The 21,505-nt window shown below is 71.2% G+C and carries 21 protein-coding genes and 1 pseudogene; 13 read left to right on the forward strand and 9 right to left on the reverse strand.

Annotated elements, in window-relative coordinates; translation table 11 throughout:
- Window positions 1-220 precede the first annotated feature (220 nt).
- On the forward strand, window positions 221-613 hold the full coding sequence (locus AB0M93_RS17190) for a hypothetical protein (RefSeq protein WP_364274399.1): 393 nt from the start codon (window positions 221-223) through the stop codon (window positions 611-613).
- Between the two features lie 54 nt (window positions 614-667).
- Here AB0M93_RS17190 and AB0M93_RS17195 read toward each other — a convergent pair whose 3' ends face one another.
- Together AB0M93_RS17195 and ppgK are read right to left on the reverse strand one after the other, a co-directional pair.
- Window positions 668-2,068 (reverse strand): RNA polymerase sigma factor, encoded by a 1,401-nt coding sequence (locus AB0M93_RS17195; RefSeq protein ID WP_364274401.1) that lies wholly within the window; start codon window positions 2,066-2,068, stop codon window positions 668-670.
- A 218-nt stretch (window positions 2,069-2,286) separates the two neighbouring features.
- On the reverse strand, window positions 2,287-3,051 hold the full coding sequence (gene ppgK, locus AB0M93_RS17200; protein ID WP_364275144.1) for a polyphosphate--glucose phosphotransferase: 765 nt from the start codon (window positions 3,049-3,051) through the stop codon (window positions 2,287-2,289).
- Window positions 3,052-3,118: 67 nt separating this feature from the next.
- On the opposite strand from ppgK, the gene AB0M93_RS17205 reads away from it, so the two are divergent.
- Complete coding sequence (locus AB0M93_RS17205) at window positions 3,119-3,937, forward strand: inositol monophosphatase family protein (protein ID WP_364274404.1); 819 nt, start codon at window positions 3,119-3,121, stop codon at window positions 3,935-3,937.
- Window positions 3,938-4,295: 358 nt separating this feature from the next.
- On the opposite strand, the gene cei is transcribed toward AB0M93_RS17205, so the two are convergent.
- Window positions 4,296-4,979 (reverse strand): envelope integrity protein Cei, encoded by a 684-nt coding sequence (gene cei / locus AB0M93_RS17210; protein WP_364274407.1) that lies wholly within the window; start codon window positions 4,977-4,979, stop codon window positions 4,296-4,298.
- Between the two features lie 518 nt (window positions 4,980-5,497).
- Between cei and AB0M93_RS17215 the strand changes: the two genes are divergently transcribed.
- Window positions 5,498-5,806 (forward strand): DUF4193 domain-containing protein, encoded by a 309-nt coding sequence (locus AB0M93_RS17215; RefSeq protein ID WP_013224476.1) that lies wholly within the window; start codon window positions 5,498-5,500, stop codon window positions 5,804-5,806.
- 149 nt (window positions 5,807-5,955) lie between these two features.
- Here the strand turns inward: AB0M93_RS17215 and AB0M93_RS17220 are convergent, their stop codons facing one another.
- Complete coding sequence (locus AB0M93_RS17220) at window positions 5,956-6,438, reverse strand: DUF3093 domain-containing protein (RefSeq protein WP_364274410.1); 483 nt, start codon at window positions 6,436-6,438, stop codon at window positions 5,956-5,958.
- A gap of 24 nt (window positions 6,439-6,462) precedes the next feature.
- Between AB0M93_RS17220 and dut the strand changes: the two genes are divergently transcribed.
- Entirely contained in the window at window positions 6,463-6,966 is a 504-nt protein-coding gene (gene dut / locus AB0M93_RS17225; RefSeq protein ID WP_364274413.1) for a dUTP diphosphatase, read from the forward strand.
- A complete protein-coding gene (locus AB0M93_RS17230) occupies window positions 6,966-7,634 on the forward strand; it encodes a DUF3710 domain-containing protein (RefSeq protein ID WP_364274416.1) in 669 nt (222 codons plus the stop codon). The genes dut and AB0M93_RS17230 overlap by 1 nt, the downstream gene beginning before the upstream one ends.
- 43 nt (window positions 7,635-7,677) lie before the next feature.
- Here the strand turns inward: AB0M93_RS17230 and AB0M93_RS17235 are convergent, their stop codons facing one another.
- Window positions 7,678-8,361 carry an alpha/beta hydrolase gene (locus AB0M93_RS17235; RefSeq protein ID WP_364275146.1) on the reverse strand — a complete coding sequence of 228 codons (684 nt, stop codon included), beginning with the start codon at window positions 8,359-8,361 and terminating at the stop codon, window positions 7,678-7,680.
- 136 nt (window positions 8,362-8,497) lie between these two features.
- Here AB0M93_RS17235 and AB0M93_RS17240 point away from each other — a divergent pair, with 136 nt between their 5' ends.
- Window positions 8,498-8,878 (forward strand): OB-fold nucleic acid binding domain-containing protein, encoded by a 381-nt coding sequence (locus AB0M93_RS17240; protein ID WP_072480405.1) that lies wholly within the window; start codon window positions 8,498-8,500, stop codon window positions 8,876-8,878.
- 9 nt (window positions 8,879-8,887) lie between these two features.
- The gene (locus AB0M93_RS17245) at window positions 8,888-9,610 is read left to right on the forward strand and encodes a DUF3159 domain-containing protein (protein WP_364274419.1); all 723 of its coding nucleotides are present in this window, start codon (window positions 8,888-8,890) and stop codon (window positions 9,608-9,610) included.
- Window positions 9,611-10,341: 731 nt separating this feature from the next.
- On the opposite strand, the gene AB0M93_RS17250 is transcribed toward AB0M93_RS17245, so the two are convergent.
- Both AB0M93_RS17250 and AB0M93_RS17255 read right to left on the reverse strand, forming a co-directional pair.
- Window positions 10,342-10,998, reverse strand: a complete 657-nt coding sequence (locus AB0M93_RS17250) for a TrkA family potassium uptake protein (protein WP_003067924.1) — start codon at window positions 10,996-10,998, stop codon at window positions 10,342-10,344.
- Window positions 10,995-11,669: pseudogene (locus tag AB0M93_RS17255) on the reverse strand (TrkA family potassium uptake protein); the annotation flags it as partial. The pseudogene AB0M93_RS17255 and the gene AB0M93_RS17250, both read right to left, overlap by 4 nt.
- Before the next feature lie 83 nt (window positions 11,670-11,752).
- Here AB0M93_RS17255 and AB0M93_RS17260 point away from each other — a divergent pair.
- Genes AB0M93_RS17260 through AB0M93_RS17270 form a run of 3 tightly spaced genes read left to right on the forward strand, consistent with a single transcriptional unit; the run spans window position 11,753 to window position 15,567 of the window.
- The gene (locus tag AB0M93_RS17260) at window positions 11,753-13,786 is read left to right on the forward strand and encodes an APC family permease (protein WP_364274421.1); all 2,034 of its coding nucleotides are present in this window, start codon (window positions 11,753-11,755) and stop codon (window positions 13,784-13,786) included.
- The gene (locus AB0M93_RS17265; protein WP_364274424.1) at window positions 13,783-14,970 is read left to right on the forward strand and encodes a TRAM domain-containing protein; all 1,188 of its coding nucleotides are present in this window, start codon (window positions 13,783-13,785) and stop codon (window positions 14,968-14,970) included. The genes AB0M93_RS17260 and AB0M93_RS17265 overlap by 4 nt, the downstream gene beginning before the upstream one ends.
- A gap of 33 nt (window positions 14,971-15,003) precedes the next feature.
- Entirely contained in the window at window positions 15,004-15,567 is a 564-nt protein-coding gene (locus AB0M93_RS17270) for a TIGR03086 family metal-binding protein (protein WP_364274427.1), read from the forward strand.
- A 189-nt stretch (window positions 15,568-15,756) separates the two neighbouring features.
- Here AB0M93_RS17270 and AB0M93_RS17275 read toward each other — a convergent pair whose 3' ends face one another.
- Complete coding sequence (locus tag AB0M93_RS17275; protein ID WP_364274430.1) at window positions 15,757-16,194, reverse strand: hypothetical protein; 438 nt, start codon at window positions 16,192-16,194, stop codon at window positions 15,757-15,759.
- Window positions 16,195-16,267: 73 nt separating this feature from the next.
- A complete protein-coding gene (locus AB0M93_RS17280; RefSeq protein ID WP_364274433.1) occupies window positions 16,268-17,737 on the reverse strand; it encodes an aldehyde dehydrogenase family protein in 1,470 nt (489 codons plus the stop codon).
- Window positions 17,738-17,911: 174 nt separating this feature from the next.
- Between AB0M93_RS17280 and dxs the strand changes: the two genes are divergently transcribed.
- The 3 genes from dxs (at window position 17,912) to AB0M93_RS17295 (ending at window position 21,435) form a co-directional block, all read left to right on the forward strand.
- A complete protein-coding gene (gene dxs, locus AB0M93_RS17285) occupies window positions 17,912-19,825 on the forward strand; it encodes a 1-deoxy-D-xylulose-5-phosphate synthase (protein WP_364274436.1) in 1,914 nt (637 codons plus the stop codon).
- Window positions 19,826-19,954: 129 nt separating this feature from the next.
- Window positions 19,955-20,965 (forward strand): LacI family DNA-binding transcriptional regulator, encoded by a 1,011-nt coding sequence (locus AB0M93_RS17290; RefSeq protein WP_364275148.1) that lies wholly within the window; start codon window positions 19,955-19,957, stop codon window positions 20,963-20,965.
- 122 nt (window positions 20,966-21,087) lie between these two features.
- Entirely contained in the window at window positions 21,088-21,435 is a 348-nt protein-coding gene (locus tag AB0M93_RS17295) for a hypothetical protein (protein WP_364274439.1), read from the forward strand.
- The last annotated feature ends 70 nt before the right edge of the window (window positions 21,436-21,505 follow it).

Below are 21,505 nucleotides of genomic sequence, written 5' to 3' on the forward strand. Positions count from 1 at the left end.
TCGGCCGTTCGGGTGCCGCCGTCCGGCCGATCCGGGCGTTCGTCACCGCGCGTGCGTGATCGTGCGTTTCACCCCGGCGTCGCGCCCTGTTCAGCGACACGGCACTGGCATCGTGTCGACCCTTCAATCACGCGAGTCGACCCTCCAATCACGGGTGTTGACCTCTCGATCACGTGAAAAGGGCTCCGCGGGGTGGGGGTGGCGGGCTTACCATCGGGGGATGGACGGCACGGGTGGCGTCCTTGCGAACCTGATCCTCTTCGCCGTGGTGTGTGTCGCTCCCACGGTGCTGTTCTGGTGCGCGCTGCGCATCCCCAAGGTCCTCGGCTGGGTCCGGTCGAGGCGGGCGCAGCCGCAACCCGAAGGTCCGCCGATCGAGCGCGTCGCCGCCGACCTGCGGCGGGTGCACCGCCTGCTCGCCGGCTACCCCGCCGGCACCCCGGCGGCCCGCCGGTTCGGGACGCGGCAGGCGTACGACGAGCTGCTCACCCAGGCGTGCCGCCAGGTCGGCGTGCCGCACCGGCTGGGGGAGCTGCCCGAGGGGATGGACCGGGAGATCGAACGCCTGCGCGTCGAGCATTCGCTGCGGGAGCGCGGGCTGGCCGTGCCCTGAACGCGGAAACCCCGCCACCGAAGTGACGGGGTTTCCGTTGTCCCATAAGGAAACTCAGTCCAGGTAGTCCCGCAGGACCTGGGACCGCGACGGGTGGCGCAGCTTCGACATCGTCTTCGACTCGATCTGCCGGATGCGCTCGCGGGTCACCCCGTACACCTGGCCGATCTCGTCGAGCGTGCGCGGCTGGCCGTCCGTGAGGCCGAAGCGCAGCCGGACCACGCCCGCCTCGCGCTCGGACAGCGTCTGCAGCACCGACTGGAGCTGGTCCTGCAGCAGCGTGAACGACACGGCGTCCACCGCGACGACCGCTTCGGAGTCCTCGATGAAGTCACCGAGCTGCGAGTCGCCCTCGTCGCCGATCGTCTGGTCGAGCGAGATCGGCTCGCGCGCGTACTGCTGGATCTCGAGGACCTTCTCCGGGGAGATGTCCATTTCCTTCGCGAGCTCTTCCGGGGTCGGCTCGCGGCCGAGGTCCTGGAGCAGTTCACGCTGTATGCGGCCGAGCTTGTTGATGACCTCGACCATGTGCACCGGGATGCGGATGGTGCGGGCCTGGTCGGCCATCGCGCGGGTGATCGCCTGGCGGATCCACCACGTGGCGTACGTCGAGAACTTGTAGCCCTTGGTGTAGTCGAACTTCTCCACCGCGCGGATCAGGCCGAGGTTGCCCTCCTGGATCAGGTCCAGGAACGCCATGCCGCGGCCGGTGTAGCGCTTGGCCAGCGAGACCACGAGCCGCAGGTTCGCCTCGAGCAGGTGGTTCTTGGCGCGCTCGCCGTCGCGCACGATCCACTTGAGGTCGCGGCGCATCTGGGTGACGAGCTTCTCGCCCTCCTCCTCGGCGGTGCGCACGCGCTCGGCGGCGTAGAGCCCGGCCTCGATCCGCTTGGCCAGCTCCACCTCCTCCTCCGCGTTCAGCAGCGCGACCTTGCCGATCTGCTTGAGGTAGGCACGCACGGAGTCGGCCGACGCGGTGAGCTCGGCGTCCTTGCGCGCCTGGCGCAGCGCCTCGGACTCCTCCTCGTCCCAGACGAAGTCCGGGTTGTCGCTCTTGGCCGCGGCCTTGTCGGCCGCCGCGCCGCGACGCCGCTGCGCCGGAGTCTCCTCGTCCGACTCCTCGTCGTCATCGTCGTCGTCGGCCGAGTCGGCGTCCGGCTCGTCGGCGACCGTCTCGTCGACGACGTCGACCTCGACCTCTTCCAGGTCCGACAGGTCGGGCGTACCCAGTTCGTCGTCCTCGAGGTCGACGGGACCGTCCGGCTCGCCGTCTTCGGTCTTCGCGCCCTTGGTCGCGGCCTTCTTCGCGGGTGCCTTCTTGGCCGGCGCCTTCTTGGCGGTGGTGGTCTTGCGCGCCGCTGGCTTCGCCGTCCCGGTGGCTGCCTCTTCGGCCGGCTCGCCGGCTGCGGTCGCTGTCTTCGTCCCGCCTCGGGTTGCGGTTCTTGCGGCTGCCACTTACGCCCTTTCGCAGCGGTCGATCATGACGAGCAACGGCCTGGGGCCACTGCTGCCTCACATTCGGGGAACAGCCTCGGCCTGCGGTTTTGCCCTCCGCAGCCGTGGGCCGTGTTCCATTGTAACGACGGTACGCGCATGCGGTGCGAAGCGATCACCCTCCGGCCGCCTCCGGAGCCCCGATCCGCGCCGGGACGGGGCCTCCGGTCACGGCCGGATCAGTGCTGGATGCCCTCGGCCGCGGCGGCCGCGGCGCCCACGATGCCGGCGTTGTTCTGCAGCGTCGCGACCAGCACCGGAGTGCGGATGTCCAGCAGCGGCACCCATTTCTCGGCCTTCTTGCTGACCCCGCCGCCGACGATGAACAGATCGGGCCAGATCAGGTTCTCCAGCACGGTCAGGTAACGGTGCACGCGCTTGGCCCATTCGGGGTAGGAAAGCCCCTCGTTGTCCTTCACCGAAGCGGCCGCGCGCTTCTCGGCGTCGTGGCCGTCGATCTCCAGGTGGCCGAATTCGGTGTTCGGGACGAGCTTGCCGTCCTGGAACACCGCGCTGCCGATGCCGGTGCCGAAGGTGAGCAGCGCGGTCACGCCGGTGCGCGCGACGGGGTCGCCGAAGCGGATCTCCGCCATGCCCGCCGCGTCGGCGTCGTTGAGCATCGCGACCTGGTCGACGCCGCGGCCGAGCCGCTTGGCGAACAGCGCGTCGGCGTCGGTGCCGATCCACTGCTTGTCGATGTTGGCCGCGGTGTGCGCGACGCCCTTCTTGACGACCGCGGGCAGGGTCACGCCGACCGGGCCGTCCCAGCCCGCCTGCGTGACGATGTCGTGCACGACGTCGGCCACCGCCGACGGGGTGGACGGCTTCGGCGTCTCGATCCGGATCCGGTCGCCGATGAGCTGCCCCTTGTCCAAGTCCACCAAGGCGCCCTTGATCCCGCTGCCGCCGATGTCGATGCCGAAACCTCGGCGGGTCGCCTCCACCACGGACGTGGTCCCTTCTCGCACGATTCAGAAGCCTGCCTCGGAGACTTTAACCGGATGTGGTGACATGTCGGACGTGGGAGTTGACGAGTCGTTGCTGAAAAGCGTCGCGGTGCAGGTCGCGACGGACGCCGCGGAGCTGGTTCGCGAGGCGTGGGAGGGCATGGCGGCGGGCCGGCCGGTGGCCGTCGGCACCAAGTCCGGCGCCACCGACGTGGTGACCGCGGTGGACCACGAGTCGGAACGCCTGGTGCGCGACCGGCTGGCCGCGCTGCGGCCGGGCGAGCCGGTGCTGGGCGAGGAAGGCGGTGGTGCCGCGGGCGACGGCGTGACGTGGGTGGTCGACCCGATCGACGGGACGGTCAACTTCCTGTACGGGCTGCCGTGGTTCGCCGTGTCGGTGGCGGCGCAGGTCGGCGGGGTGTCGGTGGCGGGCGCGGTGGTGGAGCCGGCGACCGGCCGCGTCTGGTCGGCGGCCCGCGGCCAGGGCGCGTACCTGGACGGACGGCGGCTGGCGGTCTCGGCGCCGTCGAGCCTGGAAGTGACGCTGGTCGGAACCGGTTTCGCGTACTCGCCTTCGCGGCGGACGCGGCAGTCGCGCTTCGCGGCCTCGCTGCTCGGGCGGGTCCGGGACATCCGCCGCAACGGGGCGGCATCGCTGGACCTGTGCGCGGTGGCGGCGGGCTGGCTGGACGCGTACGTGGAGCACGGCCTGCACCGCTGGGACTGGGCGGCCGGGGCGCTGATCGCGGCCGAGGCGGGCGCGGAGGTGTCCCTGCCGGGCTCGGCCCCGGAGCTGGGCGCGGACGCGACGTACGCGGCGGCGCCGTCGATCGCGGAGCCGCTGCGGAAGGTCCTGGCGGACTGCGGCGCGGCAGAAGTCTGACCGGAGTCCCGCTGACCGGGACGGCCGGCTCGCGTACCCAAGCGGTCGGCTCGCGTCCCTGGAGGGTCGGCTCACGTGCCCAGACGGTCAGTTCGCGTATCTGAGTGGTCGGTTCGCCAGCCGATGGTCCGGCACGAAACCGACCCTCTCGGTACGCGAGCCGACGTTCCAGGTACGCCAACCGACCCTTCCGGCACGCGAGCCGACCGTTCGTGTACGCGAACCGACCGTTCCGGCACGTCAATCGACGCGTGGGGTAAGCGGAACGGCACTTTGGGCGACCGAAACTGTCGGTGCCCTCCGGTAGCGTGGAAAACGGGGGGCGCCCCCGCGGGCAGGGGCCGGGTTCAGCGGCGGGTCAGCACTCCACGTCGCGGGCCGAGGCCAGCAGGGTCTGGTCGACCACCGGGGCCTTCGCGCCCGCGGACTGCTCGTTCGTGCCGCCGCCCTGGTGGGCCTTGGACCAGTCGGCGAGCTGGGTGATGATCTGGCGGGCTTCCGCGCGGGGCCGGATGTCGCCGAACAGCGTGCCCGTCACCACGTCCACGCTCGCGTCCTTGCGGTTGTCCTGGACCAGCTCGGCGCACGGCACCACCAGGCTGAGCGTGCGGGCCGCCGTGACGCCGTTCTCGCCGAAGCGGATCTGGCCGCGGCACTTGGCCTCGCGGTTCTCGTACGCCGGGTCGTTGGCCGGTTCGGCCGCGCCGGTGAACCCGAGCTCGCGCAGCGCCGTCGTGGTGATGCCGCCCTGGCCGCGGCTGCCCGAGGCGTTGAGGACCCGGTAGGCGACCTTGTCCGGCGGGACGGGCGCGCGGTCGTCGAGCGCGTTGTGCGGAAGCGTGTTGAACGTGACACCCGGTGGCGGGCTCGCGGGCGGGTCGCACTTGACGGCCTCGTCGACGTCGCCCTTGCCGATCGCGGCGTTCACCCAGACGATGATCGCGCCGACGGCGAGCACGCCGATGACGATCAGCGCCGGCAGCGGCTTGTGCTTGCGATACGGCCGCGTCCCACGGTCCCCGATGCCGTTCCCCGACGCCACCTGCCCGTCCCTTCCCGAACACCGAACCCCGGCCGGTGCGGACCCGCGCACCGTCGTGGCCGCTCAGCCTAGGCGCTGCGGCCGGCGCGCGTCGTCCAGGGTCACCCGGCCGGTTCCCCGTGCTCCGCCTGCGGTACCGGGCCGTGCCCGGACCGATCCCCGTGCGGCGATCGCACCACGGCGGAGGCGGCGGGGGCAAGCCGGGACGGGCCGGGCGTGAAGTTCTGCACCCGGGCGCAACCCGAACGGACGACAACGCGTCTTACCTGCGGGTTCCCCCTGTCGGGTGACGATTCCCCGGCAATGTCTGACTCGTTGCAGAACCCGGACAGCGGTGAGCTACCCTTCGCGGGCTCCGGCCGCAGGAAGAGGCGCAAAAAGAAGAGACCTCGGTCACTTCGGCCGTCGGGCACAAACGAGGGCCCTGGAACGTTGACCAGCGGCACGGCGGACTCACGGGCGCATCCGGGGGTCCGGGAAAACGACTACACAAGCTGATCGCAGGGGTGAGGGACAACATGGCTACCGACTACGACGCTCCGCGCCGCAGCGAAGCCGACGAGCTGGCCGAAGACTCGTTGGAGGAGCTCAAGGCCCGGCGGAACGAGAACCAGTCCGGCGTCGTCGACGTCGACGAGGACGCGACCGCCGAGAACTTCGAGCTGCCGGGTGCCGACCTTTCCGGGCTTTCCGGTGAGGACATGACCGTGAAGGTGGTGCCGAAGCAGGCGGACGAGTTCACCTGCTCCGTCTGCTTCCTGGTGCACCACCGCAGCCGGCTGGCCGAGGACAACGGCGGACGCCTGATCTGCCGCGACTGCGCCTGACACGCGCAGGGGATTCTCGGACACAGGGGACGAACAGACGCGACGGAGAGCCTCGAGGGCACTGCCCGGCGAAGAGTGAGGGGGAGGCTCGAAGCGCGCTGGGGACAAGGGGGCCGGCCGGCAGGCCGGCCCCCTTCCCATATCGGCGTTCAGGCGCCTTTCAGCAGCGCGGCGACCTTTTCCGGGTGCCGGGTGCTGAACAGCCAGTACGGCGTCGGGTCGTTCGCGTCGGTGAGGTGCACCTTCACGACCGGGCCCACCCAGCCGCGGTGCAGCACGTACGCGGCGGGATCGCCGTCGCGCCCCAGGGCCTTGCGCTTGGCGTCCTTGTCGAAGATCTCGACTTCGCCGGCGTAGCGCAGGGGCAGGTGCGCGTCGCCGACCCACAGTTCCGGCTCGTCACCGCCGGTGATCCGGACCTTCGACCGGCCCAGCGACAGCAGCAGCGCCACGACGACCGGCAGCGCGATCACGTACGGCAGCCACGCCCGGATCCCCGGGTAGCCGAGGTCGATCTCGGCCGCCAGCAGGACCGCGCCCAGCACCGGCAGCGGCCAGCCCCACCACGGGACGTACAGCCGTTCGGAATGCCGGACCGCGGCGTTCGCGGCCGTCTTCGCTGATTCACCCACGGGTAGAGAGTAATCTCGCCGCCCGTGTCCAGCGTTCAGGTACTCCTCTCCCGGCTCGATCCGGATGTTCCGCTGCCCGCCTACGCCCGACCGGGCGACGCGGGCGCCGATCTCGTCACCACCTCGGATATCGTCCTCGGACCCGGGGAACGCGGCGTCGTCGGCACCGGCGTCGCGATCGCGCTCCCGTCCGGGTACGCGGGGTTCGTCCACCCGCGGTCGGGCCTGGCCGCCCGGGTCGGCCTCTCGGTGGTGAACACCCCGGGCACCATCGACGCGGGCTACCGCGGGGAGATCAAGATCTGCCTGATCAACCACGACCCGGTGCACCCGGTGGAGCTGACGCGCGGCGACCGCATCGCCCAGCTGGTCGTGCAGCGGGTCGAGCACGCGGAGTTCGTCGAGGTCGCCGAGCTCGACACGACCGAGCGGGGCGACGGAGGCTACGGCTCCACGGGTGGACACGCCACACTGGGAGCACCGGCGCTCGCCGCGAGCGCCGTGACGGGGGAAGGAACGGAGAAGTAGTGGGGATTTTCGGACGCAAGCGGCGGACCGAGGGCGGGTCCGCCGGACGGCACGCCGCGCCCGAGGCCGACGACACGATCGAGGACGAGGCGTACGAAGACGAGGACGGGCCGGAGCTGTCGGACGTCTCCGACGGCCCGTTCGACGTCGCCGACTTCGAAGACGACGGCATCCCGCGGATCGACCTCGGCTCGGTGAAGGTGCCGGTGCCCGACGGTTCCCAGGTCCAGGTCGAGATGGACCCGGAGACCGGGGGCGTGCGGGCCGTGCACGTCGTCACCGAGCAGGGCCAGATCACGGTCAGCGCGTACGCCGCGCCGCGCTCGGGCGGGCTGTGGCGCGAGGTCAGCTCCGAACTGGCCGACCAGCTGCGGGCCGACGGCGCCAAGGTCACCCTCGGCCGCGGCGCGTGGGGCCTGGAGATCTCGGCCATCATCGGCGACGTCGCCCTGCGCTTCGTCGGCATCGACCGGCCCCGCTGGATGCTGCGCGGCGTCATCGCCGGTCCCCAGTCGGAGGCCGCCGCGGCCGTCGAGGTGCTGCGCGAGATCGTGCGGCGCACGATCGTGGACCGCGGCGACGCGCCCATGCCGGTCCGGACCCCGCTGACCATCACGCTGCCCGAGGCCGTCGCGGAGCACATCGCGGCCCAGCAGCAGCAAGGCTGACGTTCCGCCCGTGAAGGCCACCCCCAGTGCCCGGGGGTGGCCTTCACGGCGTTTTCAGGGCCCGCAGGAACGCGAGGACCGTCACCCGGCCGAGGGATTCGCGATCCGCGCCCAAGGCCGCGAGCGTCGTCTCGCCGAGTGCCGCGCGGGGGAGGGCGGCCGCCCACTCCGCTGCGACTTTCGTCGGGTGAATCGGGTCGTCGGTGCAGGTGCCGACCCCGGCCGGCACGGTCAGCCCGGCGAGTTCGGCGAGGGTGGGGGACGGCCGGCCCGCCGCGACGCGCAGGCCGCCGGCCAGCCCGTCGCCGTGGCGGCGCCACGCCCGGTCCAGTTCGGCCCGCAGCCAGTCCGGGCTGCCGGCCGCCTGCGCCAGGGCGGTGTCGACGCCCGATCCGGCCACCAGGTCCGCCGTCAGCGTCGCGGCCTGCGATGCGGGTGCTGACCCCGGGGCGCCGTTCCAGGCCGGGAGCGCGGCCAGCAGGCCCCCGCAACGGCCCGGATTGCGCACCGCCCACTCCGCGGCGAGGTGGGCGCCGAACGAAATGCCGCCCACGAGCAGTTCGCCGTGTTCGTCCGCCAGTGCGTCCAGGGTGGCCAGGTAGCCCTCGGCGAGGGCGGCACCCGCCGGCGGCGGTGGCGCGATGAGCGGGACACCGAGGGCGCGCAGCGGCCCGCCGAAGACGGCCCGGACGAACACCTCGTCCGAGCCGGTGCCGGGCAGCAGCACCGCGGCGGGAACTCTGATTGCGGACGTCACGTTGCGATCTTTGCGCAAAGGCGTTTCCCTGGCGGGGACCGCAGTACGCTGGAATCGCACGGGCCGCAAGCGATTTGCCGCCGGGCCCCGGAGCACAGGAGCACCTATGTCCGCCAAAGACGGCGGCTACTTCAGCCGGTTGGTACGCAAGCTGACCAGCGACGTCGACGAACTCGACGCCGACGAGATGTCCATGAGGTCCGGCGCCGAAGGCGCGCAGCGGGCCTGCGACTGCCGCTCCGGCGAAGAGGTCACCGTGATGGGGAGACTCCGCAGCGTGGAGCTCTGCCCGACGAACGAGGCCGCCACGCTGGAGGCGGAGTTGTTCGACGGAACACAGGGCGTGACGCTAATCTGGCTCGGCCGCCGCCGGATCCCGGGCATCGAGCCTGGCCGGACGATCAAGGTGCGTGGTCGGATGGCCGAGCGTGACGGCCAGAAGGTGCTGTACAACCCCTATTACGAGCTCCAGAGCCCAGTGAGTTGATCACCCATCGTGACTGAACCCGCCCCGAGCGAGAAGAAGACCGACGCGGAAGAAGAGCCGCAGCCCACCCTGCTCGAGCAGATGGGCGGCGTGTCCGGCCTGATTTACTCGTCGGTCCCGGTGATCGTCTTCGTCCTGGCGAACTCGTTCTTCGGCCTGACCGCGGCCATCTGGACCTCGATCGGCAGCGCCGTGGCCATCACGGTGCTGCGCCTGGTCCGCAAGGAGCCCCTCCAGCCGGCGATCTCGGGATTCTTCGGCGTCGCGATCGCGGCGTTCATCGCCTACCGGACGGGGTCGGCGAAGGGCTTCTTCCTGTTCGGCATCTACGCGAGTCTGATCTACTGCGGCATCTTCGTGCTGTCGGTGCTGGTGCGCTGGCCGATCGCGGGCGTGGTCTGGAACATGCTCAACGGCACGGGCCAGGCGTGGCGCAAGGACAAGCCGTCCCGCTACGGCTACGACATCGCCACGCTGGCGATGGCGGCGATCTTCGCGGCCCGGTTCGTGGTGCAGCGCTGGCTGTACCAGGAGGACTACACGGGCTGGCTGGCCTTCGCGAAGATCGCGATGGGCTACCCGCTGTACGCACTGGGCCTGCTGGTGGTGGTGTGGGCGGTCCGCCGCTCGGACAAGCGCCTGAAGGCCATGGCGGAGGAGGAGCCGGCACCGGAGACCGACGCGGAGGTCGAGGCCCGCCTGCGGCAGAAGTACGCGACTCCGGAAGCCTGACAACCCGCGCGCGTGGGGGCGCCCCCCGGTTTCCACTCTACCGGCGGGCACCGACAGTTTCGCCGCGCCGGCGGCCCGGTCCCGCCTGATGTCCCCGCAGTCACGCGTGACGCCTCTCCAGTCACGCGTGATGCCCCGCTGATCACGCGAGATCCGCGCCGGGTCACGTGAGTTGCGGGTCCGGTCACGCCAGACCCGGCTCGGATCACGTGACTTGCGGCTTGAGGCACGCCGAGCGGGCCTCGGTCGCGCGAGTTCCGGCTCAGGTCGCGTCGGATCCGGCCTCGATCACGCGGGTTGCGGCTTGGAGCACGCCGAACCGGTCTCGGTCGCGCGAGTTCCGGCTCAGGTCACGCCGGACCGGCTGCGGTCACGCGAGATGCCCCGTTGATCCCGTGAGCTTCGCACCGGATCACGCGAGTCCCGGCTCCGATCACGCGGGTTGCGGCTCGAAGCACGCCGAGCCGACCAGACCGCGCGAGATCCGCGTCGAATCACGTCAGTTCCGGCTCCGATCACGCCAGCCCCGGCCTGGAACGCGAGTTCCGGCCTGGATCACGCCGAGCCGTGCGACGGGAAGCCACCGCAAGTTTGAAACGCCCCCAGCCCGCGGGGGCGCCCCCCGTCTTCCACGCTACCGGCAGGCACCGACAATTCCGGGCCCGCCGCGGACCCGCACCAACCCACGAAAAAGGCCCCCAGCAAGCTCGCCGGGGGCCTTTCCCACGTCGTCAGTACCCCAGCGCCGTCCGGATCTCCGGCTCCACGTCCGCGGTCGCGACGAACAGCAGCTCGTCCCCCGGCTCCAGCGGGTCCTCCGGCTGCGGCACGATCACCCGGTCACCGCGCAGGATGGTCACCAAAGCCGCGTCGCGCGGCAGCGTCAGCTCGCTCACCGGCTTCCCGGCCAGCGGCGTCTCCGCCGGCAGCGTCAGCTCGACGAGGTTCGCGTTGCTCTGCCGGAACGTCATCAGCCGCACCAGGTCGCCGACGCTGACCGCCTCCTCGACCATCGCCGCCAGCATGCGCGGGGTCGACACCGCGACGTCGACGCCCCACGCGTCGGTGAACAGCCACTCGTTCGCCGGGTTGTTCACCCGGGCCACCACGCGCCGCACCGCGAACTCCGTCTTGGCCAGCAGGGAGACCACCAGGTTGGCCTTGTCGTCGCCCGTTGCCGCGATCACCACGTCGCACTGCTCGATGCCGGACTCCTCCAGGATCGACACCTCGCACGCGTCGCCCAGGACCCAGTCGGCCTGCTCGACCGCGTGCGGCTCGAACTGGTCGGCTTCGCGCTCGATGAGCATCACCTGGTGCCTGCCGTCGATCAGCTCGGCGGCGATGGAGCGGCCGACCGCCCCGGCGCCCGCAATCGCGACCCTCATGCCTCGTCCTCCGGTTCGCGGTGGGCCACACTGGTGACGTCCGTGACGGTGCCGGACCGCGCGGCCACCCACACGACGTCGTCGGCCTGCAGCACGGTCTTGGTGTCGGGCAGCACCGCGGTGCCGAAGCGCATGATGAACGCCACCCGCGCGCCGGTCGCCTGCTGCAGGGACTGCACCGAGTGCCCGACCCAGCCCTCGTGCAGCGGCAGCTGCAGCAGCGCGACGTTGCCCGACGGGTCCCGCCACGCCGACGCGACGCCGTCCGGCAGCAGCGAGCGCAGGAACCGGTCCGTGGTCCACGGCACGGTCGCCACCGTCGGGATGCCCAGCCGCTCGTACACGGCCGCGCGCTTGTGGTCGTAGATCCGCGCGACGACGTGCTCGATGCCGAAGTTCTCGCGGGCCACCCTGGCCGAAATGATGTTCGAGTTGTCGCCGCTGGACACCGCCGCGAACGCGCCGGCGCGCTCGATGCCGGCTTCGATCAGCACCCGGCGGTCGAAACCGACGCCGACGACCTGCTGGCCGTGGAAGTCGCTGCCGAGCCGGCGGAACGCCTGCTGGTTCTTGTCGATGACGGCCACCTCGTGGCCGAGCCGCTCCAGCGCAGCGGCCAGGGACGCGCCGACCCGGCCGCACCCCATGATCACCACGTGCACGCCCTGCCTCCTCCTCGGCGGTTACCCGTCCGTACCTACCCCGACATGCCAGCGCCGAACCTACCGTGCCGCCATGCCGTTAGGCTTTCGTGGTGTCGAAGTTCCCGACCGTGCTGAAACGCCTGGTCCTCGGACGTCCGTTCCGCAGTGACCGGCTCTCTCACACGCTGCTGCCGAAGCGCATCGCGCTGCCGATTTTCGCCTCGGACGCCCTCTCGAGCGTCGCCTACGCCCCGGAAGAGATCTTCCTGACGCTGAGCGTCGCCGGTCTGTCCGCGTACGCGCTGGCGCCGTGGATCGGCATCATGGTCGCCCTGGTCATGCTGGTCGTCGTCGCCTCCTACCGGCAGAACGTGCACGCCTACCCGAGCGGCGGCGGCGACTACGAGGTCGCCAACACCAACCTCGGCGGCAAGTTCGGCCTCACCGTGGCCAGCGCCCTGCTGGTCGACTACGTGCTCACCGTCGCGGTGTCCACTTCGTCCGGTGTGGCCAACATCGGCTCGGCCGTCCCGTGGGTCGCCCAGCACAAGGTGCTCGCGTCGATCGTCATCGTGGTCGTGCTGACCTCGCTGAACCTGCGCGGCATCCGCGAGTCGGGGAAGGCCTTCGCGATCCCGACATACGGGTTCATCCTGGGCATCCTCGTCATGGTCGCCTGGGGCCTGGTGCAGGCCGCCACCGGCACCGAGATGAAGGCCGAGAGCGCCGGGTTCACGCTGACCGCCGAAGGCACCTTCGCCGGCGTCGGGTACGCGTTCCTGGTGCTGCGGGCGTTCTCCTCCGGCGCGGCCGCGCTGACCGGGGTGGAGGCGATCAGCAACGGCGTCCCGGCGTTCCAGAAGCCGAAGTCGAAGAACGCGGCCACCACGCTGCTGATGATGGGCCTGCTCGCGGTCACCATGCTGGTCGGCATCATCACCCTGGCCACCATCACCGACGTCAAGTTCGCCGAGGACCCGGCGCGGCAGCTCGAGGGCGCGCCCGCCGGCTACGAGCAGAAGACGATCGTGGCGCAGATCGCGCACGCGGTGTTCGCCGACTTCCCGCCGGCGTTCTACTACATCTCCTTCTCCACCGGCATCATCCTGCTGCTGGCCGCGAACACCGCGTTCAACGGCTTCCCGGTACTGGGCTCGATCCTGGCGCAGGACCGCTACCTGCCACGCCAGCTGCACACTCGCGGCGACCGGCTCGCGTTCTCCAACGGCATCCTGTTCCTGTCGGCCTTCGCGCTGGTCCTGATCATCGCGTTCGACGCCGAGGTGACCCGGCTCATCCAGCTCTACATCGTGGGCGTGTTCGTGTCGTTCACGGTGAGCCAGGCAGGCATGATCCGGCACTGGAACCGGTTGCTGGCCAGGGAAACCGACCCAGCCAAGCGGCGGCGGATGCGGCGCTCCCAGACCGTCAACGCGGTCGGCCTCACCTGCACCGGCGTCGTGCTGGTGATCGTGCTCATCACCAAGTTCCTGCTCGGCGCGTGGATCGCGATCGCGGCGATGGTGGCGATCTTCGTGCTGATGACGGCGATCCGGCGGCACTACGACCGCGTCGCCGACGAGCTGAAGGACCTCGGCGACACCCCGACCGTGCTGCCCTCGCGCAACCACGCGATCGTGCTGGTGTCCAAATTGCACCGTCCGACGCTGCGCGCGCTGGCCTACGCCAAGGCGATGCGCCCGGACGTCCTCGAGGCCGTGACGGTCAATGTGGACGATGCCGACACCCGCAAGCTCACCGCCGAGTGGGACGCCCACAACTTCAAGGTGCCGCTGAAGGTCGTCGAATCGCCCTACCGCGAGATCACGAAGCCGGTCCTGGACTACGTGAAGCGCGTTCGCGGCGACAATCCGCGCAACGTGGTCACCGTGTTCATCCCGGAGTACGTGGTCGGGCACTGGTGGGAGCAGGTGCTGCACAACCAGAGCGCGCTGCGGCTCAAGGGCCGGCTGCTGTTCCAGTCCGGGGTGATCGTGGCGAGCGTGCCGTGGCAGCTGGAGTCGTCGGCGAAGGCGGCCGCGCGGGTCCGGAACGAGCGCCCGGCGGCCGGCGACGTCCGCCGCGGGTTCTCGCCCAACGGGCAGCCCATCGTGGCGCCGAAGCCGAAGGAGCCGGCCGAATGACGAGCTGGCTGGGCCGCGTCCTCGAGGTCGAGGTCGGCGCGGTGGCGCACGGCGGCCACTGCGTGGCGCGCGCGGACGGGCGGGTCGTGTTCGTCCGGCACGCGCTGCCGGGCGAACAGGTGCGCGTCGAAGTCACCGAGGACAACGGCGGCTCGTTCTGCCGCGGAGACGCGATCGAGGTGCTCTCGGCGTCTCCGCACCGCGTCCCGCCGCCGTGCCCGCTGGCCGTGCCGGGCGGCTGCGGCGGCTGCGACTGGCAGCACGCCGACCCGGACTACCAGCGATCGCTCAAGGCGGCGGTGGTGGCGGAACAGCTGCAGCGGCTGGCGGGCATCGAGCGCGATGTCGTCGTCGAAGCGCTGGACGGCGGGCCGCTGGACTGGCGCAGCCGCGTCCGGCTGGTCGCCGGGCACGACGGCCGCGCGGGGCTGCGCGCCCACCACAGCCACCGGGTGGTGGCCCTGGACGACTGCCCGATCGCCGTCCCCGGCGAGCTCGACGACGTCCTGGCGCGGCGCTGGCGCCCGGGCAGCGAGCTGGAAGTCACCCGGGACGGTGACGGCGGGGTGCACGTCCGCGAGCTGTCGACGGTGCGCGGCAAGGTCCGCGCCCGGCAGCTGACGGGCGGCGTCGCGGTCCAGCACGCGGCGGGCCGCGACTGGCGCCTCGACGCGCACGGCTTCTGGCAGGTCCACCCGGCGGCGGCGTCGACGCTGGCCGCCGTCGTGGCGGAGTGGGCGGAGGCGCCGGCCGGCGGGTCGGCCTGGGACCTCTACGCGGGGGTCGGGCTGTTCGCGTCGGTGCTGGCCGGGCAGGTGGGAACGGCGGGCCGGGTGCTGGCGGTGGAGTCCGGCCGGCGCGCGGTCTCCGACGGTGAGCGCAACCTCGCGGACCTGCCGCAGGTTTCGTGGCGTGCCGGGCGCGTGGAGCACGTGCTGGCGTCGGCGGACAAGCCGGTCGACGTGGTCGTGCTGGACCCGCCGCGCAAGGGCGCGGGCAAGGCGGTCGTGGAGTCGATCGTGGCGGGCGCCCCCGACCGGATCGTCTACGTGGCCTGCGACCCGGCGGCGCTGGCGCGGGACGTGGCGAGCTTCGCGGCCCAGGGGTATTCGCTGACGGACCTGCGGGCGTTCGACGCGTTCCCGATGACCCACCACGTGGAGTGCGTGGCGCTGCTGTCCTGAGTTTTTGTCGGTGGTGGTCGGCACACTGGGCGCATGACTCCACTCGACGAGTTCGACCTGGCGGCTTCGACGGTGCGTGCGCTGGTGTCCGCGGTCCGTGCCGACCAGTGGGCGCTCCCGACGGCGTGCGCGGAGTGGGACGTGCGCGCGGTGGTGAACCACCTGGCGCACGGCAACGCGAAGGTGGCGTTCTGGTCGGGCTCGGGCCCTCCGGCGCCGGACGGCGACTACCTGGGGGAGTCACCGGCCGAGGCGTTCGCGGCATCGGTGGCGGCGGCCCGGGCGGTGCTGGCGGCGCCCGGGTTGTTCTCGCGGCAGGTGACGACGCCGCTGGGCGAGGTGCCGGGGGTGTTCCTGGTGCACATGCGGGTGAACGAGTACGTGGTGCACGGCTGGGACATCGCCGACGCGACGGGCGCCTCGACGGACCTGGTGCCGGAGCTGGCCGAGCGGGCGCTGGAGCAGTGGCGGGCGAGGTTCGGGACGGCGCCGAGGCAGGTGGGCGGGCCGTTCGGGCCGGAGGTGGACGCGCCACCGGACGCGACCGCGGCGGACCGGCTGGCGGCGTTCCTGGGCCGGAAGGCGGTGGGCGGGTAGCGGCTCGGTGAAATCTCAGCGGGGCATGGACCTGCGGGCGGCTGCTGCGGGGTGAGGTGGCGCGGTGCTTCGGTGCCGAGCATGCGTGGCTGGCGCTGCGCCGCGCCTGTGGCGCGGCTGGCGGTTGGCAGGCGCGCGATGGGAAGGCGAGTGCTGCGGTTTGGGCCTTGGTGTGGCCGGAGCCGGCGCTCAGCTCGCCCGGCGCACCGCGAACGCCGCCGCCAAGCCGGCTGCCGTCATCGCTGCGCCGGAGGCCAGCAGCACCCACGTTCCCGCCCCGGGCACCACCCGGGCCGCCGGCTGGATGCGGGTCACTCCCGGGAGCGTCACCACGAGGTGGCGGAGGATCACGCCCGTCACCACCAGGCCCGGCAGGCTGGCCATCGCCAGGGGCTCGTCCTGGTGGCGGGCGAACGTCAGGTACGCCAGCGTCACCGCGATCAGGACCGCCGCCGCGCACACCAGGCGCAGGCTCAGGTCCAGCTCCGGGTCCGGCGTTCCCGGCGGCAGCGTCCCCGGGTACTCCGCCGTCCGGAGGGTCAGGCCCGCGATCACGCCCAGCCCGGCCAGTCCCACCAGGACCGCGCGCGGGCCCCGTAGCCGCTTTCCCGGTCGCTGCTGGTCCACTCCGGCCTCCCTGCGTCGCGGTGGAGGCAGCATAGGACGCTGGGCCGTCCGGGGGATCCCGATCGGGCGATGCTCAGCCCGCGAACCAGTGCTGCGGGGCCGGGCGCAGGTTCTGGTAGATGTGCTTGACCTCGGTGTACTCCGCCAGCCCCGTCGGGCCCAGCTCGCGGCCGAACCCGGACTGCTTGTAACCGCCCCACTCCGCCTGGGGCAGGTACGGGTGGAAGTCGTTGATCCACACCGTCCCGTGGCGCAGCCGGCCCGCCACTCGCTGCGCCCGCGAAGCGTCGTTCGTGAACACCGCGCCCGCCAGGCCGTAGTGCGTGTCGTTGGCGATGCGGACCGCGTCGTCCTCGTCGGTGAACGTCTCGACCGTCAGGACCGGGCCGAACGACTCGTCCACCACCGCCGACGAGCCCTGTTTCACCTGGTCCAGGATGGTCGGCAGGTAGTAGAAGCCGTCGGCCAGTGCCGGGTCGTCCGGACGGCGGCCGCCCGTCCGCAGCACCGCGCCCTCGGCCAGCGCCGCCGCCACGTACGCCTCGACCTTCGACCGGTGCGCCGCCGAGATCAGCGGGCCGGTCTCCGCGTGCGGGTCGAACGGGCCACCCAGCCGGATCCGCTCGGCCCGGCGCACCAGCTCGTCGACGAACTCGTCGTGCCACTCCCGCTGCACGATCAGCCGCGCGCCCGCCGAGCACACCTGGCCGGAGTGGAGGAACACCGCCGTCAGCGCGTAGTCGACCGCGGTTTCGAAATCGGCGTCGGCGAACACCACGTTCGGGTTCTTCCCGCCCAGCTCCAGGGCCACTTTCTTGACCGTCGCCGCGGCCGACGCGGCGATCACCTTGCCGGTTGCCAGGCCGCCGGTGAACGACACGAGGTCGACGTCCGGGTGGGACGCCAGCGGCGCGCCGGCCTCGGCGCCCGCGCCCAGCACGAGGTTGCCCACGCCCGGCGGCAGGCCCGCCTCGGTGAGCAGCTTGAGGAACAGGATCGCCGTGTGCGGGGTCAGCTCGCTGGGCTTCAGCACGAACGTGTTGCCCGCCGCCAGCGCCGGGGCGATCTTCCACACCGTCTGCAGCAGCGGGTAGTTCCACGGCGTGATCAGCCCGCAGACGCCGACCGGCTCGTGCACGATCCGGCTGAACGCGTCCGGGTTGCCGGTGTCGACCACGCGCCCGGCGTCCTGCGCCGCGAGCTTGCCGAAGTAGCGCAGGCAGGCGGCGATGTCCGCCATGTCGTACCGGCTCTCCACCAGGCGCTTGCCGGTGTCGAGCGACTCGGCGCGGGCGAACGCCTCCGCGTCGCGGTCCAGCAGGTCCGCGGTGCGCAGCAGCAGGTCGCCGCGCAGGTGCGCGGGCGTGCCGGGCCACGGGCCGGTGTCGAACGCCCGGCGCGCCGCCGCGATGGCGGCCTCGGTGTCCTTGGCGGTGCCCTCGGCGACCGTCGCCACCAGGGAGCCGTCGGCCGGGCAGCGGATCTCGCGCCGCCCGCCGTCCACTGCGTCCACCCAGTCGCCGCCGATGAAGAAGTCCGCCATGCGGCCCATTCTCGTGGCCACGCGGCGTGACCGCCACAGCGACGCGGCGAGACGAGGTTCACCCCCGCTGCTGACCGGTGGTCGCGCTCGGGTGTGACACCGGACGCGGCGGGCGGAACCGCGGTGGCGGGTCTCCGTAGACTGGCCGGAACCGAGCGAGTGAGGTGGAGACGAGTGACGATGCTGGAGTCCGTGAGCGGACCGGCGGACCTGAAGCGCATGAGTGTCGAGGACCTCGGCGAACTGGCCGCCGAGATCCGGGACTTCCTCGTCGACAAGGTCCGGCGGGCGGGCGGGCACCTGGGGCCGAACCTGGGCGTCGTCGAGCTCACCCTGGCGTTGCACCGCGTGTTCGACTCGCCGCGCGACGCGATCGTCTGGGACGTCGGTCACCAGGCGTACGTGCACAAGATCGTCACCGGCCGCGCGGACGGGTTCGACCTGCTGCGCCAGACCGGCGGCGTCACCGGTTACCCCTCGCGCGCGGAGAGTGAGCACGACTGGGTGGAGAGCAGCCACGCCTCCTCCGGACTGTCCTATGTGGACGGCCTGGCGAAGGCGTTCGAGCTGGCCGGCGGCGGCCGGCACGCGATCGCCGTCGTCGGCGACGGCGCGCTCACCGGCGGCATGTGCTGGGAGGCGCTCAACAACATCGCCGCGCACAAGGAGCGGCCGGTCGTCATCGTGATCAACGACAACGGCCGCTCGTACTCGCCGACCATCGGCGGCCTGGCCGACCACCTCGCGGCGCTGCGCCTGCAGCCCGGCTACGAGCGGCTGCTCGACGGCGGCCGCGAGCTGCTGCGGCACACCCCGGTCGTCGGCCGGCCGATCTACGCCGCGCTGCACGCGGCGAAGGCCGGCCTGAAGGACGCGCTGAGCCCGCAGGCGATGTTCTCCGACCTGGGCCTGAAGTACCTCGGCCCGGTCGACGGCCACGACTTCGTCGCGCTGGAGAAGGCGTTCCAGAGTGCGCGCTCCTTCGGCGGCGCGGTGATCGTGCACGTGGTCACCGAGAAGGGCCACGGTTACGCGCCCGCGGTGAACAACCAGCACGACCAGATGCACCAGACCGACCCGATCGACCCGGAGACCGGCCTGCCGCCGGTGAAGGGGCCGAGCTGGACCGGCGTGTTCGGCTCCGAGCTCGCGGCGATCGGCGCCGAGCGCGCGGACGTCGTGGCGATCACCGCGGCGATGCTGCGATCGACCGGGCTGGACAAGTTCGCCGAGGCGTTCCCGGACCGGTGGTACGACGTCGGGATCGCCGAGCAGCACGCCGTCACCTCGGCTGCCGGGCTCGCCATGGGCGGCCTGCACCCGGTGGTCGCGATCTACTCGACGTTCCTGAACCGGGCGTTCGACCAGGTGCTGATGGATGTCGCGCTGCACCGGCTGCCGGTGACGCTGGTGCTCGACCGGGCCGGGATCACCGGGCCGGACGGGCCCAGTCACCACGGGATGTGGGACCTCTCGCTGCTCGGCATGGTGCCCGGGATGCGGGTGGCTGCGGCGCGGGACCCGGCCACTCTCCGCGAGGAGCTGCGCGAGGCGGTGGCGGTGTCGGACGGGCCGACCGCTCTGCGGTTCTCGAAGGGGAAGGTCGGGACGGACGTGGCCGCCGTCGAGCGGATCGGCACGGTTGACGTGCTGCGCCGGCCGGTCGATGGTGCCGACGTTCTGCTCGTGACCGTGGGTACCTTCGCGACGCTCGGGTTGGCAGCTGCCGATCGGCTCGCCGATCAGGGGATCGGCGTGACTGTGGTGGATCCGCGGTGGGTGCTGCCGGTTCCGGCTGAGCTGGTGGCGTTGGCTTCGCAGCACAAGCTTGTGGTGACTGTCGAGGACAGTGGGCGGCATGGCGGGTTCGGGTCGGCCTTGGCGGCCTTGTTCCGGGATGCCGAGTGTGATGTTCCGTTGCGGGATCTGGCTGTTCCGCAGGCTTTTCATGAGCACGGGAGCCGGGATGAGGTTCTCGGGCGGGTGGGGTTGACCGCTCAGGATGTTGCCCGGCGGGTTACCGAGTGGGCTTCTCGGTTGGGTTCCGCTTCGGAGCCTGCGGCCGAGAAGGATGTCAATCGGCGCTGAGGCCTTCTGCCTCAGCGCGCGAACCCCGTGACCCAGCGGTAACCCGATGTCACTAGATGTGGATCATTCTGAGGCGTAGCGTAATCAACGCGTGTAGACGACACGTGTTGATTCCGAAGGGTGATCGCGATGGTTACTCGTCGTGATGTCGCTTTGCGGGCCGGTACCTCCGAAGCGGTGGTCAGCTATGTGGTCAACAACGGCCCGCGCAACGTGGCGCCGGCGACCCGGGAGCGGGTCCAGGCCGCTATTCGCGAATTGGGCTATCGCGCGAACTCTGTGGCGCGCTCACTCCGAACGAATCGCACGATGTCGATCGGGGTCGTCACGCCGGATTCGTCGAACGAGTTCTTCGGCTACCTGACCCGCGCCATCGAGAGCGTCGCCTTCGACTTCGGCTACACGACCCTGCTCGGCAATGCGATGGAAGACCCGGAACGAGAGAGGCAGTACGTCCGCACGCTGCTCGACCGCCAAGTCGACGGACTCATCGTCATTCCTGTGCCGGGTTCTACAGTCCTGGAGGCAGACCTCGACGGTGCCCCCGTTCCGTTCGTGATCCTCGATCGAAGTCTCGACGACGAACACGCTGTCGAGATCACCGTCGACAACGAGCAAGCCGCCCGCCTGGCGACGAGCCATCTCCTGGGGCACGGCAAGACCAGGATCGCCTGTGTCGCCGGGCCGGAGAATGCCCGGACCACGATGGCTCGGGTGGCGGGCTGGCGTCGTGGCCTGATCGACCACGGCATCGATCCGGCGACAGTGCCTCTTGCGTACGGCACCTTCCGCCTGGGCGACGGCTATCGCGCCGGCATGGAACTCCTTGCGGGAGAAGAACGTCCCGACGCGGTCTTCGCCACCAGCGACGAGCAGGCAATGGGAGTGCTGCGCGCGGCCGCCGAGCTGGGCTTGCGCGTACCGGACGATCTCGCCGTGCTCGGATTTGACGGAATCGAGCGTGGCCGCTTCAGCGTCCCTTCTCTGAGCACTGTCCAGCAACCCATGGAACAGCTGGCCGACTGTGCTTTCCGGCACCTGGAACACCGGATCCGGGACAGCGAAGCCGACGCGCTGCCGAAGACTTTCGCGACCGAGCTCGTGCTGCGGGAATCCTGCGGGTGCCGGAGCAGCCCGTGAACCGTACCGGTGGATGACTGCTTCGGTTGCTGGTGGACAACGTGGCACGGACCGCCGCCGGGCTGGCGGACCACGTGCCGTTTTCTTGATGACTGGCCCGGTACGGTCGCGTGGAGGCTCCCATGCCGATTCCCTTGGTGGCATTGAGACAGGCGGAAGCGTGGGGGCAGCTCGCGCGCTCGGTGGCGATCTTGCTGGCGTTTCTGCCGCTGCTCGTCGTGGTGGTCTGTGCGGTGCCCGCGCTCGTCGTAGGACATTTCGTTCCGTCGATGCGAACGCCTACGGCAGATCTGGTATCGGGCTTCATCAGGTGGACCGAGAAGATCTTGTCCATCGTGGCCGCGGTGTCGGCCATTCCGCCCCCTGATCTGCCTCAGCAGCGTCGTTCTGGCTTGAATCCCGAGCCTGGCGATTCTGCGGAAGACTGTTCGTCGACGGGCGCGCCGGAGAAGGATGTCAATCGGCGCTGAGGCCTTCTGCCGTGGGGAAAAGATTGTCCTCGCCGGACCGGCAGGCTCCGGGATGACCGTCGCTGGTTGG

The organism is Amycolatopsis sp. NPDC051102 (genome assembly GCF_040682815.1).
Lineage (GTDB): Bacteria > Actinomycetota > Actinomycetes > Mycobacteriales > Pseudonocardiaceae > Amycolatopsis.